Genomic DNA, 20,814 nt, shown 5'->3' on the forward strand with positions numbered 1-20,814 from the left:
CTTAATCCGGGAAGTTAATCACGACTTTGCCGCATTTGCCGCTTGCCATCAGCGCATAGGCATCACCAGCCTGTTCCAGCGAGAAGCGGTGGGTAATGGCGTTACGCGGCCATAGTTTCCAGTCGGTCAAATCGTGGGCGCATTTTTCCATATGGAATAAACTGGTTACCCAGGAGCCAATAATCCGCCGTTGATGATGCATCAGGTCGGCGCTAACCTCGAACTCCACTTTTCCGGTTTCTCCGATGTAGACCACGCGTCCCCAGTCGGCAGTGGATTGCAATGCCAGCAAACGACCTGCGGCATTACCGGAACAATCGAGCGCAACATCTGCGCCGCCGTGGGTGAGTTCAGCAATAATCTGCGGCAGACCTTCGGTGGTTGCTAAATAACCATGATCCATCACGCCTAACTGTTTCGCCATCGCCAGACGTTCCGGCAGCATATCAACGCCGATGATCCGTTTCGCACCACGACCTTTCGCCAGCATCATCGCCATCATGCCGACAGGCCCCAGACCGACCACCAGCACGTTATCGCTGCCAGAGACTTCGCCGCGCAAGATCCCTTCATACGCCGTGCCAACGCCGCAACTGATAAACGCACCATCTTCGTAGCTCAACGCGTCCGGCAGGAGAATCAGGTCTTTTTCTTCCGCCAACAGATATTCGGCATGACCACCGTCACGCTGCCAGCCGTAAGCGGCTTTTCCTTCTCCAGTACAAGAGATAGGAAAACCGCGACGGCAGTTCGGGCAAAAACCACAGCCAGAAATGTGATACACCAGCACGCGATCGCCCTCTTTAAAATGGCGACAGCCTTGCCCCATCGCTACAATCTGCCCGCACGGTTCATGACCGTTGATAAATCCCTGGTATAACGGTTTATCGGGCGCCGCCGCCGTGGCGCGGTGTTGATGATAGATATAGTGGACATCGCTCCCGCAAATTCCGGAGGATTTCATTTTGAGCAGTACCTGGTTAATCCCCGGCGTTGGCACCGCAACTTCCCGCAGATCGACGGTGGAATTTCCTGGTAAATAAGCTGCCAGCATCGTTTTCATAAATCCCTCATTAACAATACGATTAATTTTCATCCCTGCCGCACCCGCGCCAGGGGCGTTAAGGTTTAGCGTTTCGCTTTAGTGCTTCGCTGGGTCAGCAAGATATTCGCCAGCACCGCCACCACGATGATGACGCCGCGCACCACCTGCTGGAAAAAGGAGTTAATCCCGAGCAGCACCAGACCGTTACCGATTAGCGTAATCACCAGTACGCCAAGCAGCGTACCGAACAGCGAGCCACGACCGCCGGAAAGTGCCGTACCGCCGACCACGACCGCAGCAATGACATCAAACTCCAGACCGTTTGCGGCGCCTGCGTTACCGGAACCGAGGCGGGCTGCCAACAAAATCCCGGTGACTGCCGCCAATACTCCCGAAAGAGTAAAGATAAGAATGCGCACCCGACGAACGTTAATGCCGCACAACTGTGCCGCTGTGGCATTACCGCCAACAGCAAACACCGAGCGTCCGAAAGCGGTTTTACGGCTGATGAACACAAACAGCGCAAACAACACCATCATGATCAGCGCGGATACCGGCACGCCGAGAAATTGCCCGCCCAGCCAGTCCAGCACCTCGTTTTCGTCAATTGGCACGGGCAGGGCGTTCGTCATAAACAAGCCCATTCCGCGCAGGGCGCTCCACAGCCCCAGCGTGGCAACGAAACTTGGCACGTTAAACACGCCGCGTAGCACCCCGGCCAGCGTTCCCATCAGCGCGCCTAACAGCAACACCAGCAGACACGCCACCGCCAGCGGAACGTCAAATTGCAGCAAAAATGCCAGGCACACCGAGACAAAGGCCACCATTGGCCCAACGCTGACATCAATTTCACCGGAGATAATAATCAGCGTCATCGCCCAGGCGGCGATCCCGATGGTGGCGGCATCACGCAGCACGTTCATTTGGTTATTCAATGAGATAAAGCCAGGCGCGTTCAGGGAGAAGACCAGATAAAGAATGGCAATCACCACCAGCAAACCGATCTCATTAATATGGCGACTGACAAATTGTTTGAGCGAGACGCTCTTGCCCTGCGGCAATGGTAATGACGAAGCAGACATCTTCAGGTTCCTCGGTAAAATTCATCAGTGCACAGACAGAATGGCGGACATCAGCTCATCCACATTGACCGGCGAGTGAAACTCCTGCGAGAACGTACCGTGCTGTAATAACAAGATGCGGTCGCACACCAGCGGCAATTCCTCCACTTCACTGGAGATAAACACCACGCTTTTCCCTTCGGCGGCCAGCTCGCGGACAATCCGGTAGATCTGCTGTTTGGCTTCGATATCGACGCCGCGCGTTGGCTCGTCGAGCAATAAAATCTGGCTGGCGGCATAGACCCAACGACCAATCACCACTTTTTGCTGATTGCCGCCAGAAAGCGTGCCAATAGGCGTTTCGCTACTGGCAGCCTTGACCGTCATCCGCTGCATCACCTCTTCGGTCAGGCGACGGATGGTGGACCATTGCAGCACGCCGTTCGCGCTGATTTTTTGCCGATTGGTCAGCACCGTATTTTCATCAACGCCCAGCCAGGGAATGATCCCCGCTTCTTTGCGATTTTCTGGGGTATAGCCAATGCCGCGTTTCAGCATGTCACCGTAATCGGGGCGCGTGATTTTCTCGCCGTTGATAACAATTTCGCCCTGCTCATACGCTTCCAGCCCAACAATCGCTTTCAGCAACTCACTGCGCCCAGCCCCCAGCAGGCCAGCAATGCCAAGCACTTCGCCACGACGCAGGGAAAAACTGATCTCCGTAAGTTTGGGTCTGTGGCGTAACGCGCGGACTTCCAGCACGGCCTGCTCTGCAATGTCCTGAGCGACAACCGGCGCAATATCAACGTGATCGCGCCCGAGCATCAGCGACACAATATGACGCGTGGAGGTATTTTCGAGCATTACATCGCCCGCCACCTGACCATCGCGCATGACTATGGCACAGGAAGCGATGCGGCGAATTTCTTCCATCCGGTGGCTGACATAAATCACCGCCACGCCCAGTGCCGACATCTTTTTCACGGCGCTGATCACCAGTTCAACTTCCGCACTGGCAAGTGAACTGGTAGGTTCATCAAGAATGACCACGCGCGGCTCACCCTTCATCACCCGCGCAATTTCCACCAGTTGCTTTTGCGCCGGGCTTAGCGTTGAAACAAGTTGTTCAGGGCTAACATCAACACCCAGCGCCTGTAAGCAACGTTGGGCATCCCGCGCCATTTGCAGGTAATCAATCATGCCGTTGCGGCGAGGCCACTGACCGAGGCAGAGGTTTTCCGCCACCGTCAGCCCTTCAACCAGACTTAATTCCTGATAAACCGCACGTACCCCCAGTTCAGCGGCACGGCGAGTCAGCGTAGCTTCGTCACCTTCCAGTCGCGTCTCGCCAATCCAGATATCACCGCTGTCCGGACGTTCGCTGCCGGTAAGCATTCGAATGAGGGTCGATTTGCCCGCGCCGTTTTTACCTAACAGCGCGCGAACTTCGCCTTTATTGAGCGTGAAGTTAACGTTATCCAACGCAACGACGCCGGGATAACGCTTATTTCCTGCCACCATTTTTGCTACCGGAACTGCCTCTGTTGCCGTGAACATAGGAACCTCTGCGAATCAGCTATTAGGGCAGACCATCAACGTGCGTTGCCAGCCACTGTTTACCGTCTTCCGTTTTGGTATAGAGGTCGATAGGCACCTGAATCACTTTTTCACCGTCGGCTTGTTTATTGATAACTTTCAATGTTTGCGCGAAAACAGCATTGCCCATTTTCTTACCGGAAATATCCACCACCGCTTTCAGCACCTGGTTGTTTTCCAGTTCCTGAGCAATTTCAGTGGTCATATCCGAACCGAAAACAGCAATTTTTCCGGTCTGATTTTGATTACGCACCGCTTTTACCGCACCGAGTGTCGCACCGCCCGATTCCCCCATAATGGCGTTCAGATCCGGCGTGGAGATAATCAGTTTTTCACCAACGGAAATCGCTTTATCTAAAACAGTCCCTTCCTGATTAGCGACAATTTGTGCGCCGGGAACCCGGGCTTTTAATACTTCTTCAAATCCTTTACGACGTTGCACACAAACTTCAAAGGCTTCGCAATTGATGACGGCAATTTTTGGCTGGTCAATTTTATTGGCAATAAAATAATCGGCGGCAGCGTTACCCAGTTTTTTACCAAATTCCAGCGGATCACCGACCAGATACGCCGAGACATATTTATCGACACCTTTTTGATTAATACAGGTGTTGTAGCAAATCACCGGAATACCCGCCTCACTGGCGCGACGAACGGTGCGACTGCTGCCATTTTCAGAAACAGCAGACAAAATAATGGCATCGACATTACGCGCCACAAGCGTATCAACAAATGTACTTTCTTTCGAAATATCGCCCTGGGCGTTAGTTTCTATTAACTGAACCTGTACTGAAGAATCTTTTGCTGCATCCTGAACACCCTGACGCACACCGGCATAATATCCCTGAGTATCAAGATATATTGCGCCAATGGTCATTTCTTTTTCCGCAGCCCTGGCAAATAGGGCGCTACCTAATAGCGTAGCCATTAAAATTATATTACGGGTTGTTCTCATTTTTTTAGGCATAGAGCCTCCTGTAGGGTTTTTATTTACAACAGCTTATTTTAATTATTTAGTGATGAGCGGCAGCGCGTGCCGCTCAAAGATTACAGTTAATAGGGTTTAGTGAACGTAGTTAAAAATAAAAGGCATCACGGTAGTGAATAATGCTGCTTTCGGCCAGGCCGGATTAATCGCCGTCAATTCAGCGCGAACAGATTCATATTGCGCAATCTCCCCTAATCCCGCTGCCGCCAGCATCGCCACCATCAGGCATTTTTCTTTATGCTGCTGTTGTAAATCGCCATACAGCGACAATAAATCAGGTTGTGAAACAGCGAAGAAATCCGCTTCGATACTGGTTTTCGCCATCTCTTGCGCCCACTGTTTCATTTCAGTAAACAGTTGCTGTGCAGTTTGCTTTTCACCCAGCAGTCGCAGCGCCATCCCTTGCCAGAAGAGATAATCAACTGGCTGATCGTTGTAATAACTGTGGATATTGATGGTGCGATCGCCGGTCGCCGCCAGGCGTAAACAACACGTCGCCTCAACTTCATCACCCTGTGCTTTGGCGCATACTGCCTGCCAGAACCAGATGTCGTTATCAGTCTGCCCCGGTAGTCGGCCTTCGCTCAAATTCTCCGGGTAATGCAGCGCGGCATGAAGCAGTTCGCTGGCCTGCTGCGGCTCTCTGGCATCAAGATGTTGCCAGGCGCGTAACAACTGGTTGAGGATAAACTGACTGGTCACCTTCCCTTCCCCGCCTTCCCACGGGTGGAATTTGCGCGTGGCGAGAATGTCCGCCGCTTTGTTTGCCTGACCGGTGAGATGCCACAAATTGAGCAGTTCTGCGGTCATGTCGTCGCGTTTCAGGGCAATTGCCAGATTATTTTCCAGACGCGCCAGCCGTTTCTCCGGTGCGGCTCCGATTAACTTATCCAGCAAATCCCGTTCGAAAAGCAGACGTGCATCCTGCGGCGCAAGTTGATAAGCATTATCAAGATAACGGGCGGCCTGTTCATAATCATGCTGCTTATTCCACGCATGGATCGCCAACCCGCGCCAGCCGTCGGCAAACTCCGGCGACATCTCTACGCAACGTTGCCATAACGCTATCGCTTTGCCATAACTGCACTTGTTGTAGTGGAAACAGGCCAGTAAATGACGGGCGAACCAGCACTCTTCAATACTCTCCAGCGCCGCGACTTCTTCCAGCGTATTAGGGAAACGAACAAACTTCGGGAACACGTCAATGGCTTTCGCAATCAATTCGCCGCGCTCAGCTTTCGGCAACAAACTGGCTTGCAGATAAAGCGGCAGCGTTCGCTGGCAGTCCAGAGCGTTCAGCATCTCTGCCGCCAGAGCGGGCATTCCCCAGTTAATCAGTTGCCCGGCGGTCATCAGGGCGTTAACGTCACGCCCCTGACACAGACCACGCCACTGCGTGAGGGCAGACTCGGTACGACCATCGAACCAGTTCAGCCACCACAAGGTGGCGTTCAGCGGGTAATCGCGCAGCAGTTTCTCACGCTGTAAACGCGCATTGTCCTGACGACCGCTTAATACCAGCAGCAGGTTATGCAGGCACAGCACTTGCTGATTGGTTGGGCAGACGCGCAGACTTTGTTGGCAAAAATCCAGCCCTGCATCGAAGTTGCCATTACGCGCCGCCAGCCGTGCCAGACCGTAATAGCCCCCCGCTTTACTGTTGCCGCTCCAGACCGCTCGCCAGAAATCCTCTTCGGCTTGTTGATATTGTGCCTGACGCTCATACGCACTGGCGCGGATCAAACTGGCTTGCCCACACTGCGGGTTTTTGTTCAGCGCATGTGCGCGTTTCAGCGCCTGAGTGGCATACGCCACCGCTTGCAGGAAATCGGCACGGTTATATTCCAGCATCGCCAGCGCCAGGTTACAGCGATAATCCAGCGGGTCCAGCGCCACGCCGCGCAGATAGTAATCGAACGGTGAACGGCTGGCGTGATGATATTGTTCCAGATGCTGACCGATAAACCAGGCTTCATCTGTACTGGTAATGTCTTGTGCTGCCAGTGGTGCTTTGGCGACGTCCGGCAGCGGCAACTCTTGTGGCTGATGTTCCTGATAACTCAGTACAATATTGCCATCCGCATCGGAAAGCTCGATGGTCATTCTGTCCGGATCAATACCGTGCAACCCCCCCTGGATGGCGGTCGCTGGCGTCAGGGCAACGGCATCATCAAGTAACGCTTCGCGCTTGCCTATTTCACGGATCGCCAGTCGGTATCCGTTCAACGGGGAGATGGCATACAGCCCCCACTCAATCCCCCGCTCGCTACGCTGTAATTTAATTACCGCATCGCGGGAGGCGTTTTGCACCATGCCTAAAGAATGGTAAGGCAGGAAATACTGCTCAAAACGCTTCTCTTCGTAAGCATCAAGCCAGGTAAAATCGGGCTGGTTATCGGCAAAAATGCCGGTCATCAGCTCGATATACGGGCCGTTATTGTCGGTCAGACTCTTATCCCACGCCTGACCAAATTCACTGTGTCCCCAGCTCCACTGTTTTTTACCCGGCGCAATGTGGTGGTTGGCAATGTGTAATAAACCGCCATCTTCATCGTGACACCACGCGCCAACAAAATCGTACTGCGATTTTTCAGCCATATATGAGGTAGGAACAGGCACGTTTTTATAACGCGAAATGTCCACGCCGGCGGAGTAGTCCACTTTGTAGTAGGTGCCAGTGGCGATGGGGAAAGCGGAAACTGCGCGTTTGCCGTGATCAAACACCGCTGTCACATCGGGCGGGAAAACGCTCTGATGCCCTTCCCCCCCTTTCACTGCCGGGTTGGCCCACCACAAGAAATGACGCGGCGTGGCGTTGCCGTTATAGACGCGGCTGGCGATTTCCAGCGCCGCACGGTCAGGGCGCAGCGTGAAGCCGGTCATCACCTGTAGACCGTGCATCGGCTCCGTTTCGCCAACCCATACAGTCTGTGCGCCGTCTTCATGGGCTTCGAGGGTGAAATCGACGGGCATAAAGGTCGTCGGGCGATGGTGTTGCGGCCAGTTAAACTCAATCCCGCCGGAAATCCACGGCCCCAGCAGCCCCACCAGCGCAGGTTTAATGACTTCATTGTGATAGACAAAATCGCGCTGTTTCACTTTATCCCACGCGCGATGCACACGACCGCCCAGTTCCGGCAGAATCATCACTTTGATGTAGTCGTTTTCCAGCCACACTGCCTGCCAGGATTTCAGGGTTTTCTGCTCATTCAACGTATCGGTCACGCCGTAGGGATAAACCGCGCCGGACGATCCCTGATAAACGCGATTTTCCAGGAACATGGGATGTATATCCTGCGGCCCGGTTTCATAGGTCGGGATCTCAACGCGCTCTTGCCACACTTTTACTGGAGTCATGGTGCCCTCAATATTAACAAGACATACTGAATTAAAAGATTTGTGGCAGTGTATTGAACAATCTGGCAATGTTTTCGCGGAATAATCACGCAATTAACTAAACAAGGTTTAGTGAAGATGAGAGCCTGCATTAACAATCAACAGATCCGCCACCATAACAAATGCGTGATTCTGGAACTGCTGTACCGGCAAAAACGCGCCAATAAATCGACGCTCGCCCGGCTGGCGCAAATTTCGATTCCGGCGGTCAGTAACATTTTGCAGGAGCTGGAAAACGAAAAGCGGGTGGTGAATATCGACGATGAAAGCCAGACGCGCGGGCATAGTAGCGGCACATGGCTGATTGCGCCGGATGGCGACTGGACGCTGTGCCTGAACGTTACGCCCACCAGCATTGAGTGCCAGGTCGCTAATGCCTGTTTAAGTCCGAAAGGTGTATTTGAATATTTACAGATTGATGCACCGACGCCGCAGGCTCTGCTGTCCGAAATCGAAAAATGCTGGCATCGCCACCGTAAATTGTGGCCGGGTCGTACCATCAATCTGGCGCTGGCAATCCACGGTCAGGTTGATCCAGTGACCGGTGTGTCGCAAACCATGCCGCAAGCGCCGTGGACAACGCCTGTTGAGGTAAAGTATCTGCTGGAAGAGAAGCTCGGCATTCGGGTGATGGTCGATAATGACTGTGTGATGCTGGCGCTGGCGGAGAAATGGCAAAATAATTCGCAGGGACGGGATTTCTGCGTAATCAACGTTGATTACGGCATTGGCTCGTCGTTCGTGATTAACGAGCAAATTTATCGCGGCAGTCTGTATGGCAGCGGACAGATTGGTCACACCATCGTTAACCCGGATGGCGTCGCCTGCGACTGCGGGCGTTATGGCTGTCTGGAAACCGTTGCCTCGTTAAGCGCCTTAAAAAAGCAGGCGCGGGTATGGCTAAAATCACAACCGGTTAATACTCAGCTTGATCCCGAAAAACTGACTACCGCGCAATTAATCGCTGCCTGGCAGAGCGGAGAACCGTGGGTCACCAGTTGGGTTGACCGCTCTGCCAACGCTATAGGATTGAGTCTGTATAACTTCCTCAACATCCTCAATATTAATCAGATTTGGTTGTATGGTCGCAGTTGCGCCTTTGGCGAGAACTGGCTTAATACCATAATTCGCCAGACGGGATTTAACCCGTTCGACCGCGACGAAGGGCCGAGCGTAAAAGCGACACAGATTGGCTTCGGGCAATTAAGCCGCGCACAACAGGTGCTGGGGATTGGCTATTTGTATGTTGAGGCGCAGTTACGACAGATTTGATGGTGTGATAACGTAAAAAGGCTTCCCGGAGGAAGCCTTTTTTCAACAGATTAACCGTTTCGCTTATGCGTAAACCGGGTAACGTGCGCAGATGTCGAGAACTTTACCTTTGATACGCTCGATAACCGCTTCATCATTGATGCTGTCCAGTACGTCACACATCCAGCCAGCCAGTTCTTTCGCTTCTGCTTCTTTAAAGCCACGACGGGTAATCGCCGGAGTACCTACACGAATACCGGAAGTGACAAACGGGCTCTTCGGATCGTTCGGTACGCTGTTTTTGTTCACGGTGATGTTAGCACGACCCAGAGCGGCGTCAGCTTCTTTACCGGTCAGGTTTTTATCAACCAGATCAACCAGGAACAGGTGGTTATCAGTACCGCCGGAAACCACTTTGTAGCCGCGTTCCAGGAACACTTCTACCATCGCTTTAGCGTTTTTCGCGACCTGCTGCTGGTAAGTTTTGAACTCAGGCTCCATCGCTTCTTTCAGAGCAACCGCTTTACCGGCGATTACGTGCATCAACGGACCACCCTGACCACCAGGGAAAACGGCAGAGTTCAGTTTTTTGTACAGCTCTTCGCTACCACCTTTCGCCAGGATCAGGCCGCCGCGCGGACCCGCCAGGGTTTTGTGAGTGGTTGTAGTCACTACGTGCGCATGAGGAACCGGGTTCGGGTAGACGCCAGCAGCAACCAGGCCCGCAACGTGCGCCATATCAACGAACAGGTAAGCACCGATGCTGTCAGCGATTTCACGCATTTTCGCCCAGTCCACCACGCCGGAATATGCAGAGAAGCCACCGATAATCATTTTCGGTTTGTGTTCTTTGGCTTGTTTTTCCAGATCGGCGTAGTCGATATGACCGGTAGCATCGATACCGTAAGGAACGATGTTGTACAGTTTACCGGAGAAGTTAACCGGAGAACCGTGAGTCAGGTGACCGCCATGCGCCAGGTTCATACCCAGAACGGTATCACCTGGTTCCAGCAGCGCGGTGTAGACCGCAAAGTTAGCCTGGGAGCCGGAGTGCGGCTGGACGTTAGCGTAGTCAGCGCCGAACAGTTCTTTCGCACGATCGATCGCCAGTTGTTCAACGATATCAACATACTCGCAACCGCCGTAGTAGCGTTTGCCCGGATAACCTTCAGCATATTTGTTGGTCAGCTGAGAACCCTGCGCCTGCATTACGCGCGGGCTGGTGTAGTTTTCGGAGGCGATCAGTTCGATGTGCTCTTCCTGACGTACTTTTTCCTGCTCCATAGCCTGCCACAGTTCGGCATCATAATCGGCAATGTTCATTTCACGCTTTAACATCCGCATCTCCTGACTCAGCTAACAATAAAATTTTTGGCCTTTATAGGCGGTCCTGATGGACAACGGCGAACAGTATAACCGAATCATTGTGCGATAACAGGTCTTGACAAAGGAATTTACGCAAACGATTACCTTCAGGCTGTGCAAGGCTTTGGAGAATAAAGAGCTTGCAACCGGAAACGGATTTCTTTTCAGGTTTGTGATGCAAATTTTTCACTTCATCACATTCTTAATGAAAAACCCCAAAGAACCATTTACATTGCAGGGCTATTTTTTATAAGATGCATTTGAGATACATCAATTAAGATGCAAAAAAAGGAAGACCATATGCTTGACGCTCAAACCATCGCTACAGTAAAAGCCACCATCCCTTTACTGGTGGAAACGGGGCCAAAGTTAACCGCCCATTTCTACGACCGTATGTTTACTCATAACCCAGAACTCAAAGAAATTTTTAACATGAGTAACCAGCGTAATGGCGATCAACGTGAAGCCCTGTTTAACGCCATTGCCGCCTACGCCAGTAATATTGAAAACCTGCCTGCGCTGCTGCCAGCCGTAGAAAAAATCGCTCAGAAGCACACCAGCTTCCAGATCAAACCGGAACAGTACAACATCGTCGGTGAACACCTGTTGGCGACCCTGGACGAAATGTTCAGCCCGGGGCAGGAAGTGCTGGACGCGTGGGGGAAAGCCTATGGCGTACTGGCTAATGTATTTATCAATCGCGAGGCGGAAATCTATAACGAAAACGCCAGCAAAGCCGGTGGCTGGGAAGGTACTCGCGATTTCCGCATTGTGGCTAAAACACCGCGCAGCGCGCTTATCACCAGCTTCGAACTGGAGCCGGTCGACGGTGGCGCAGTGGCAGAGTATCGTCCGGGGCAATATCTCGGTGTCTGGCTGAAACCGGAAGGTTTCCCGCATCAGGAAATTCGCCAATACTCTTTGACCCGCAAGCCGGATGGCAAAGGCTATCGTATTGCGGTGAAACGCGAAGAGGGTGGGCAGGTATCCAACTGGCTGCACAATCACGCCAATGTTGGCGATGTCGTGAAGCTGGTGGCTCCGGCGGGTGATTTCTTTATGGATGTGACAAATGACACACCGGTAACCTTAATCTCTGCCGGTGTCGGTCAAACGCCAATGCTGGCTATGCTCGATACGCTGGCAAAAGCAGGCCACACAGCACAAGTGAACTGGTTCCATGCGGCAGAAAATGGCGATGTTCACGCCTTTGCTGATGAAGTTAAGGAGCTGGGGCAATCACTGCCGCGCTTTACCGCACACACCTGGTATCGTCAGCCGAGTGAGGCCGATCGCGCGAAAGGTCAGTTTGATAGCGAAGGTCTGATGGATTTGAGCAAACTGGAAGGTGCGTTCAGCGATCCGACAATGCAGTTCTATCTCTGCGGCCCGGTTGGCTTCATGCAGTTTGCCGCGAAACAGTTAGTGGATCTGGGCGTGAAGCAGGAAAACATTCATTACGAATGCTTTGGCCCGCATAAGGTGCTGTGATTTGATATTGCCGGATGGAAACATCCGGCAACCCTGACGCGGTTTAAATCGCCGCGTCGTCCTCTTCACCGGTACGGATACGAATAACCCGTGCCACGTCAAAGACGAAAATTTTACCGTCACCGATTTTGCCGGTTTGCGCAGTGCGAATAATGGTATCTACACAGGTATCGACAATGTCGTCTGGTACGACAATCTCAATTTTCACCTTCGGCAGAAAATCCACCATATATTCCGCGCCGCGATACAGCTCGGTATGGCCTTTCTGGCGGCCAAAACCTTTCACCTCGGTGACCGTCATGCCGGTAATGCCGACTTCAGCCAGTGCCTCGCGGACATCGTCCAGCTTGAAGGGTTTAATAATCGCATCAATCTTTTTCATGCTATTCCTTGAAAAGGTCGCCTGTCTTCTGATCTGCTAAACGTAACACATTACGCCGACTCATTCCTTGAAATCGTTTGCATCCAGCTCGTGTCGGGAAAGCAGTTTATAAAATTCTGTCCGGTTGCGCCCCGCCATTCTCGCCGCGTGGGTGACGTTGCCTTTAGTGATTTGCAGCAGCTTACGCAAATAGTTGAGTTCAAACTGATTACGCGCCTCAACAAAGGTGGGCAGCGCCGTGTTTTCGCCCTCCAGCGCCTGTTCCACCAGCGCATCACTAATTACCGGGGATGAGGTCAGCGCCACGCACTGTTCAATCACGTTGACCAACTGACGCACATTGCCTGGCCAGCTCGCGGTCATCAGGCGTTTCATTGCATCAGTGGAGAACGCGCGGACAAACGGTTTATGTCGCTCTGCCGCCTGGCGCAACAAGTGATTTGCCAGTAGCGGAATATCTTCCGTGCGCTCCGCCAGTGCCGGTATTTTCAGGCTGACAACGTTGAGGCGGTAATAGAGATCTTCGCGGAACTCCCCGCGCGCCATCGCTTTTGGCAGGTCGCGGTGAGTGGCGGAAATAATCCGCACGTCGATATCAATATCGCGGTTGCTGCCCAGCGGGCGTACTTTGCGCTCCTGCAACACGCGCAGCAGTTTGACCTGCAAAGGCGCGGGCATATCGCCAATCTCATCGAGAAATAACGTACCGCCTTCCGCCGCCTGGAATAAGCCCTCGCGATTGCTGACAGCGCCGGTAAACGCGCCGCGTGCATGACCAAACAGCTCCGACTCCAGCAACTGCTCGGGCAATGCGCCACAGTTAATAGCAATAAATGGTTTGCTGTTGCGCGGGCTTGCGTTGTGGATAGCCTGGGCGAAAATCTCTTTCCCGGTGCCGCTCTGACCGTTAATCAAAACGCTAACATCTGATTGCGCCACCAGCCGCGCCTGTTCCAGCAAACGCAACATCAGTGGACTGCGGGTAACAATCGCCTCACTCCAGCGTTCGTCTGTGGCTGGCGCGGATTGTTCCAGTGCATCGTCAATTGCCTGATACAACGCGTCTTTATCAACAGGTTTGGTGAGGAAACTGAACACGCCCTGCTGTGTCGCGGCAACGGCATCGGGAATGGAACCATGCGCGGTAAGAATAATTACTGGCATTCCCGGCTGCACTTTCTGGATTTCAGCAAACAGTTGCATACCGTCCATTTCATCCATCCGCAAGTCGCTGATGACTAAATCTACTTTTTCGCGATTCAGTACCCGTAATCCTTCAGCGCCACTCTCCGCCGTGACCACGCTGTAGCCTTCGCTGGTCAGGCGCAGGCCAAGCAGTTTCAGCAATCCCGGATCGTCATCGACCAATAATAAATGCGCAGGTTTATGGCTCATCAGGGGTGACCTCACTGGTAGATGGTGCGGGCGTTTCGCTCTCGTGCGGTGTGTCCGGCGCGAAATTTCCGGCCGGTTTGCGGGTCGAGAGCTGACGTTCAATATCGGTCAGGTTTTCCAGCTTGCGAGTGGTGAGTTCCAGTTGTTGCTGTAGAAAGTGATGCTGCTGGCGCAAGGTATCCAGTTCGCTGTCGCTGGACTGCTGGAGTTTACTGTAGCGTTGACGCTCTTGTGCCAGTTGCAATTGTAACGCCTGATCGTCGCGCCAGAGTTGATACAGCGGGCGAACCTGCGCCGGGATCTCAGTACTTAACGCGTCTATGCGCGCGACCATCTGGCGACGCTCATACGGCGTAATTTTAGCGTCGGCGAGCAAAATCCCCTGTTTAAAGGTATTTTGCCAGCTGCCATCGCCATACTTACGGGCTTGCTGGCGCGACTGCGCTGGCATTAAACGGTTGGCGCAATCCATCGCCCGTAGCCAGTAAAGAGGATTAGTTTCGGTTGATTTACCTTGCAACGCCCAGATGTCGCTACATTCGGTAGAAAGATAATCAGCCAGTTGATAAACCGGAATTTTTTCTTGTGCTGACGTATCTATGGCTGGCTTATCGTGACTCTGCACACAACCCAGCAACGCCAGACAAGGCAACCCCGCCAGCCACAGCCGTCGGGGCAATAATCGTTGAAAAATGTGTCGCATATTCACCAGACTTAGAGCCTTTCCCAGTAGGCGTAATCGTTGCAGGCAGTTTGGACACGGACAGCGCGGAGAAACCGGAGCGTACACGTAGTACGTGAGGATTTCGAGCACCGCCCGGAGCCAAACTGGCAAATAAAATAGCCTAATGGGATAGGCTCTTAACATTATTTCGTGTTTTTCGACGACGGTAATTCAATGCGGAAACAAACATCTTGCCCGCTCTCGTCGACCAGATACAGTTCCCCCTGCATACGGCGAATACAATCCCTGGCAATGCTTAATCCCAGACCGCTGCCCTTCACCGCCCCTTTTCGCTGGTGGCTTCCCTGAAAAAAGGGTTCGAAGATCATGGCGCGCTCCTCTTGCGGAATGGGCGTGCCTGTATTGATGACATCAATATAAACCCGCGCACCATGTAAACTACTGCGAAGGCAAATGTTACCGGATTCAGCCCCGTAGTGCACCGCATTGGAGTAAAGATTATCCAGTACGCTCATCAGCAGCATTGGCGCCGCCAGGCAAGTTGTTGCTTTGAGATCGACGTCGGTATGCATCATTTTAGCCCGTGCTGGCAAGCTGTGAGCGGAAACCACCATCTCTACCAGCGGTGCCAGCTCTACGTTCTCCAGCTCCACCGCGCCGTCCGCCTGTTTACGGTTGTAATCAAGCAGTTGTTCGATCAGTTTTTGCAAATTGCGGCTACTGCTATCAAGAATGCTCACCACCTCTTTTTGCTCTGGCGTAAGCGGCCCGACAACCTGGTCAGCCAGTAATTCCGTGCCCTCGCGCATACTCGCCAGCGGCGTTTTTAATTCATGAGATAAATGTCTTAAAAATTGATGGCGTTGGGATTCCAGCCATGACAGGCGCTCACTTAACCAAAGAATACGTTGCCCAACCGAGCGTAACTCGCTCGGTCCACTGAACGAGACGCTATTGCCCAAGGAACGCCCCTCCCCCAGCCGATTGATCATGCGCTCGATATTTTTCACCGGCCCGATAATCATCCGCGTGAAAAGCAGTACCATCACCAGACTCACCAGAAATAGCACCAGCGATTGCCAACCAAAATATTGCCCACGTTCGGCAATTTCACGCTGAAGTTGCTGTCCACGAGAGAACACCACTGTGCGCGTGGCCTGCACCATTTCGGTATTGGCACTGGCAAAGGCTTCAAGACGCGCGGCGGCGGCAGCATCGGGACCACTGTTGTTACACTGAAGTTGAGCCAGATTGTTCAAATCCTGACGCAATGCCTGGTAAAGTTTATCGTCTGGCAGTACGCCTGCGTGGGCATCGAGCATTTCGCTGTAACGCTTGCGCTGGCTTTGATAAACCTTCGCAAGCGTAGGGTCGTCCAGCACGCAATACTGACGGTAGCTACGCTCCATCTCCAGCGCCGCGTTGGTCATCGCTTCACTGCGCCGGGCATCGATAAGCGTAGTGCGGTTAACCAGCGCCGCCTGATCGCTAAGCGCATTCAGGCTTTGCCAGGCTTGCCATGCCAGTACCAACAGAGGGAGCAAAATGAGCAAGAATGCCAGCATTACCAGTTGTCGTAATGAGCGGGGAAAAACGGGCCAGCGTTTCAAGGTGTTACTCTCGTCAGACGCGAATAGAGTGATGCTAACCGAGGGGACGTTCAGATACAACAAAGCCGGGAATTACCCGGCTTTGTTGTGGAATAAGGCGGTGCCTAACTCGACGTTTCGCCCGATGGTTGATATAGCTAAGCTGATATCAGAAGTTGGACGGCAGGCACCTTGTTGTGCGTCATTCTAATTTTATGTAGCACGTCCCGAAGGGGCTGACATAAGCGGATGAATGAGCCACTGGTTATTATTATGCAGTAACTGTGCCAATAAATAAAATGGTTTGATAACGTACTGATAAAGCGTGAGTTTGATGGATTAATGGCTGCCCCACTGTTTGGCTATAAATCAGCCACTGTGTCGCTTAAAAGAGACATCTGAAGCTAAAATTATTCGTTTTAAATTAAATCAATAAGTTAAGTGTCACCTATAAGCGACACGATAACTCACACATTGTCGTGATTTACAGACACAAAAAAGCTCCCGGAGCTGGGAGCTTATAACTGTTAGCTAAGTGGTTGTGTAATGCCGGATGCGGCGTAAACGCTTTATCCGGCCTACAAAATCTTGCGAATTCAATATATTGCAAAACTAACCGAGCCAACCAGGTAAGCATAGCGCATCAGGCGATGCGCATATTGCCCGATACCTTAACCCAGCTGCTTACGCGCATTGCGGAAAATACGCATCCACGGACCATCCTCGCCCCAGTTTTCCGGATGCCAGGAGTTGCTGACAGTACGGAAAACACGCTCCGGGTGCGGCATCATAATGGTGACACGCCCGCTTTCAGTCGTGACCGCCGTAATACCGTTCGGGGAACCGTTCGGGTTAGCCGGGTAAGTTTCGGTGACCTTGCCGAAGTTATCGACATAACGCAGCGCCACCAGCCCTTTGCTTTCCAGTGCTGCCAGATGCGCCGCATCGCGTACTTCAACACGCCCTTCACCGTGAGAAACGGCAATCGGCATCTGTGAACCCACCATCCCCTGCAACAGCAGCGACGGGCTTTGGGTTACTTCTACCAGGCTGAAACGCGCTTCAAAGCGATCGGAGGTGTTACGCACAAAACGTGGCCACAACTCGCTACCCGGGATCAGTTCACGCAGATTAGACATCATTTGGCAACCGTTACATACCCCCAGCGCCAGCGTTTGCGGACGGTGGAAGAAGGTTGCAAACTCATCGCGTACACGATTATTGAACAGGATAGACTTCGCCCAACCTTCACCGGCACCCAGCACATCACCGTAGGAGAAACCACCGCACGCGACCAGGGCGTGGAAATCCTCCAGGCCCGTGCGTCCAGTCAGCAGGTCACTCATATGCACGTCGATAGCATCGAAGCCTGCACGGTGGAACGCTGCCGCCATTTCAACATGCGAGTTCACGCCCTGCTCACGCAGTACGGCAACTTTCGGGCGCGCGCCAGTAGCAATAAACGGTGCCGCCACATCTTCGTTGATATCGAACGACAATTTCACATTCAGACCCGGATCGGCGTCATTAGATTTCGCCTGATGCTCCTGATCGGCACACTCCGGGTTGTCACGCAGGCGCTGCATCTGCCAGGTGGTTTCTGCCCACCAGACACGCAACGTAGTACGGCTTTCGCTGAATACAGCCTGCCCGTTGGCGGTAATCACAAAACGGTCGCCAGATACCGCCTGGCCGACATAATGGACGCAATCAGCAAGGCCATACTGTGCCAGTACGGCTTCGACCGCTTCACGGTCAGCGGCACGTACCTGAATCACTGCCCCCAGCTCTTCGTTAAACAACGCCGCCAGGCGATCGTCACCCAGAGTGGCGATATCCGCTTCAATACCGCAATGACCAGCAAACGCCATTTCCGCCAGCGTCACCAGCAGGCCACCGTCAGAGCGGTCGTGGTACGCAAGCAGTTTACGCTGTGCAACCAGCGCCTGAATCGCGTCATAGAAGCCTTTCAGTTGCGCGACGTCACGTACATCTGCCGGTTTGTCGCCAAGCTGACGATAAACCTGCGCCAGCGCCGTTGCGCCCAGCGCGTTATTGCCTTTGCCCAAATCAATCAACAATAGTGCGTTATCTTCGGTAGAAAGCTGCGGCGTGATGGTGTGACGCACATCTTCCACGCGGGCAAATGCAGAAATGACCAGTGACAGCGGCGACGTCATTTCGCGCTCTTCGTTACCTTCCTGCCAGCGGGTTTTCATCGACATGGAGTCTTTACCCACCGGAATAGTCAGGCCGAGCGCCGGGCAAAGCTCTTCACCCACCGCTTTTACGGCTTCATACAGACCCGCATCTTCGCCAGGATGACCTGCAGCCGCCATCCAGTTGGCGGAAAGTTTGATGCGTTTGATATCGCCAATCTGCGTAGCGGCGATGTTGGTTAACGCTTCACCAACTGCCAGACGGGCAGAGGCGGCGAAATCCAGCAGCGCAACCGGCGCACGTTCGCCAATTGCCATCGCTTCACCGTAATAGCTGTCGAGGCTGGCGGTAGTGACCGCGCAGTTAGCGACCGGCACCTGCCACGGACCCACCATCTGATCGCGCGCCACCATGCCGGTTACGCTGCGGTCGCCAATGGTCACAAGGAAGGTTTTCTCTGCCACAGTCGGCAGATGCAGCACGCGTTTCACCGCGTCAGCAATGGTGATCCCTTCACGAGCCAGCGCATCGCCCTTCGCTTTCAGCGTTTGTACATCGCGGGTCATCTTCGGCGTTTTGCCAAGCAGCACGTCCAGCGGCAGATCGATTGGCTGATTATCAAAATGACGATCGTGCAGAGAAAGATGCAGTTCTTCGGTCGCTTCACCAATCACCGCGTATGGCGCACGTTCACGTTTACACAATTCGTCAAACAGCGGTAACTGATCGGCTGCAACCGCCAGCACGTAGCGTTCCTGGGATTCGTTACACCAGATTTCCAGCGGGCTCATGCCCGGTTCATCGCTCAGAATATCGCGCAGTTCGAATTTACCGCCGCGTCCGCCGTCGCTCACCAGTTCCGGCATGGCGTTAGAAAGACCGCCCGCGCCAACGTCATGGATAAACAGAATTGGGTTGGCATCACCCAACTGCCAGCAACGGTCGATCACTTCCTGGCAACGACGCTCCATCTCCGGGTTATCGCGCTGTACGGAAGCAAAATCGAGGTCGGCATCAGACTGACCAGACGCCATGGAAGACGCCGCGCCGCCGCCAAGGCCGATGTTCATTGCCGGGCCGCCGAGAACGACCAGCTTCGCGCCGACGTTGATCTCACCTTTTTGTACGTGATCGGCGCGAATATTGCCGATCCCGCCCGCCAGCATGATCGGTTTGTGATAACCGCGCAGCTCTTCGCCGTTGTGGCTGTTCACTTTTTCTTCATACGTACGGAAATAGCCGTTCAGTGCCGGACGACCAAATTCATTGTTAAACGCCGCGCCGCCCAGCGGGCCTTCGGTCATGATATCCAGTGCAGTAACAATACGTTCAGGCTTACCGAAATCTTCTTCCCACGGCTGTTCAAAGCCAGGGATACGCAGGTTGGATACGGAGAAACCGACCAGGCCGGCTTTCGGCTTCGCGCCGCGTCCGGTTGCGCCTTCATCACGGATTTCGCCGCCGGAACCAGTCGCCGCGCCCGGCCACGGAGAAATCGCCGTCGGGTGGTTGTGGGTTTCTACTTTCATCAGGATGTGCGCCGGTTCCTGATGATAGTCGTAGCGACCTGTTTCGTGGTCAGCAAAGTAGCGGCCCACTTCAGAACCTTCCATTACGGCGGCGTTATCTTTATAAGCAGAGAGAACGTGATCCGGTGTGGTTTCGAAGGTGTTTTTGATCATCTTGAACAGCGATTTCGGTTGCTGTTCACCGTCGATAATCCAGTCGGCGTTAAAAATCTTATGACGGCAGTGCTCAGAGTTCGCCTGGGCGAACATATAAAGCTCTATGTCGTTCGGGTTACGACCAAGCTTCGTGAAAGCATCCTGCAGATAGTCAATTTCATCTTCCGCCAGTGCCAGGCCAAGACGCAGGTTAGCGTCGATTAGCGCCTGACGCCCCTGCCCCAGCAAATCAACGCTGGTAACCGGAGTCGGTTGATGATGAGCAAACAGTTGCTCTGCATCATCTAAAGCAAAAAAGACCGTTTCCATCATGCGGTCATGCAGTTCAGCGGTGACCTGCTGCCATTGTTCATTGGTCAGCGTACCGGCTTCTACATAGTAAGCAACGCCGCGCTCAAGGCGGTTTACCTGTTGCAGCCCGCAGTTATGGGCGATATCGGTCGCTTTCGAAGACCAGGGAGAGATGGTGCCTGGACGCGGGGTCACCAGCAGGAGTTTACCTTGCGGGGCGTGGCTGGCGAGTGCCGGGCCATATTTCAGCAGGCGTTCAAGTTGTGCGTGCTCATCATCGTTTAACGGCGCATTGAGGTCAGCAAAATGGACATACTCGGCGTAAATGTTGTGAACCGGGAGCCTGGCAGCCTGAAAACGTGCCAGCAGTTTGTTGATTCGGAATGCCGACAATGCAGGCGAACCACGCAGAATTTCCATCATAAGTCTCTCGT

Annotated in this window: 13 protein-coding genes; 2 read left to right on the plus strand and 11 right to left on the minus strand. The window is 53.3% G+C overall.

Annotated features, from left to right (window positions below; genetic code table 11):
• Window position 1 precedes the first annotated feature (1 nt).
• The 5 genes from A7Z29_RS12980 to A7Z29_RS13000 all read right to left on the minus strand — a co-directional run bounded on the left by A7Z29_RS12980 (window position 2) and on the right by A7Z29_RS13000 (window position 8,047).
• Window positions 2-1,096, minus strand: a complete 1,095-nt coding sequence (locus tag A7Z29_RS12980; RefSeq protein WP_171000940.1) for a zinc-dependent alcohol dehydrogenase family protein — start codon at window positions 1,094-1,096, stop codon at window positions 2-4.
• Window positions 1,097-1,128: 32 nt separating this feature from the next.
• The gene (locus tag A7Z29_RS12985; RefSeq protein ID WP_001276660.1) at window positions 1,129-2,127 is read right to left on the minus strand and encodes an ABC transporter permease; all 999 of its coding nucleotides are present in this window, start codon (window positions 2,125-2,127) and stop codon (window positions 1,129-1,131) included.
• A 24-nt stretch (window positions 2,128-2,151) separates the two neighbouring features.
• Window positions 2,152-3,663, minus strand: coding sequence for a sugar ABC transporter ATP-binding protein (locus A7Z29_RS12990; RefSeq protein ID WP_105290337.1), 1,512 nt, complete (start codon window positions 3,661-3,663; stop codon window positions 2,152-2,154).
• Between the two features lie 22 nt (window positions 3,664-3,685).
• Window positions 3,686-4,669 carry a substrate-binding domain-containing protein gene (locus tag A7Z29_RS12995; RefSeq protein ID WP_001124876.1) on the minus strand — a complete coding sequence of 328 codons (984 nt, stop codon included), beginning with the start codon at window positions 4,667-4,669 and terminating at the stop codon, window positions 3,686-3,688.
• Window positions 4,670-4,765: 96 nt separating this feature from the next.
• On the minus strand, window positions 4,766-8,047 hold the full coding sequence (locus A7Z29_RS13000) for a DUF5107 domain-containing protein (RefSeq protein ID WP_105290338.1): 3,282 nt from the start codon (window positions 8,045-8,047) through the stop codon (window positions 4,766-4,768).
• Between the two features lie 117 nt (window positions 8,048-8,164).
• Here A7Z29_RS13000 and A7Z29_RS13005 point away from each other — a divergent pair, with 117 nt between their 5' ends.
• Window positions 8,165-9,358 carry an ROK family protein gene (locus A7Z29_RS13005; RefSeq protein WP_105290339.1) on the plus strand — a complete coding sequence of 398 codons (1,194 nt, stop codon included), beginning with the start codon at window positions 8,165-8,167 and terminating at the stop codon, window positions 9,356-9,358.
• A gap of 63 nt (window positions 9,359-9,421) precedes the next feature.
• Here A7Z29_RS13005 and glyA read toward each other — a convergent pair whose 3' ends face one another.
• Window positions 9,422-10,675, minus strand: coding sequence for a serine hydroxymethyltransferase (gene glyA, locus A7Z29_RS13010; protein WP_000919159.1), 1,254 nt, complete (start codon window positions 10,673-10,675; stop codon window positions 9,422-9,424).
• Between the two features lie 327 nt (window positions 10,676-11,002).
• Between glyA and hmpA the strand changes: the two genes are divergently transcribed.
• Window positions 11,003-12,193, plus strand: a complete 1,191-nt coding sequence (hmpA, locus tag A7Z29_RS13015) for an NO-inducible flavohemoprotein (RefSeq protein ID WP_000883132.1) — start codon at window positions 11,003-11,005, stop codon at window positions 12,191-12,193.
• 43 nt (window positions 12,194-12,236) lie between these two features.
• Here the strand turns inward: hmpA and glnB are convergent, their stop codons facing one another.
• The 5 genes from glnB to purL form a co-directional block, all read right to left on the minus strand.
• Window positions 12,237-12,575, minus strand: a complete 339-nt coding sequence (gene glnB, locus A7Z29_RS13020) for a nitrogen regulatory protein P-II (RefSeq protein WP_000717694.1) — start codon at window positions 12,573-12,575, stop codon at window positions 12,237-12,239.
• Window positions 12,576-12,635: 60 nt separating this feature from the next.
• Window positions 12,636-13,970 (minus strand): two-component system response regulator GlrR, encoded by a 1,335-nt coding sequence (gene glrR, locus A7Z29_RS13025; protein ID WP_000018522.1) that lies wholly within the window; start codon window positions 13,968-13,970, stop codon window positions 12,636-12,638.
• A complete protein-coding gene (gene qseG, locus A7Z29_RS13030) occupies window positions 13,960-14,673 on the minus strand; it encodes a two-component system QseEF-associated lipoprotein QseG (protein ID WP_024212404.1) in 714 nt (237 codons plus the stop codon). The genes glrR and qseG overlap by 11 nt, the downstream gene beginning before the upstream one ends.
• 164 nt (window positions 14,674-14,837) lie before the next feature.
• A complete protein-coding gene (gene qseE, locus A7Z29_RS13040; RefSeq protein ID WP_105290340.1) occupies window positions 14,838-16,265 on the minus strand; it encodes a two component system sensor histidine kinase QseE/GlrK in 1,428 nt (475 codons plus the stop codon).
• 650 nt (window positions 16,266-16,915) lie between these two features.
• Complete coding sequence (gene purL / locus A7Z29_RS13045) at window positions 16,916-20,803, minus strand: phosphoribosylformylglycinamidine synthase (RefSeq protein WP_105290341.1); 3,888 nt, start codon at window positions 20,801-20,803, stop codon at window positions 16,916-16,918.
• Window positions 20,804-20,814 lie beyond the last annotated feature (11 nt).

Origin of the sequence: Escherichia sp. MOD1-EC6842, assembly GCF_002965705.1 — a bacterium.
Lineage (GTDB): Bacteria > Pseudomonadota > Gammaproteobacteria > Enterobacterales > Enterobacteriaceae > Escherichia > Escherichia ruysiae.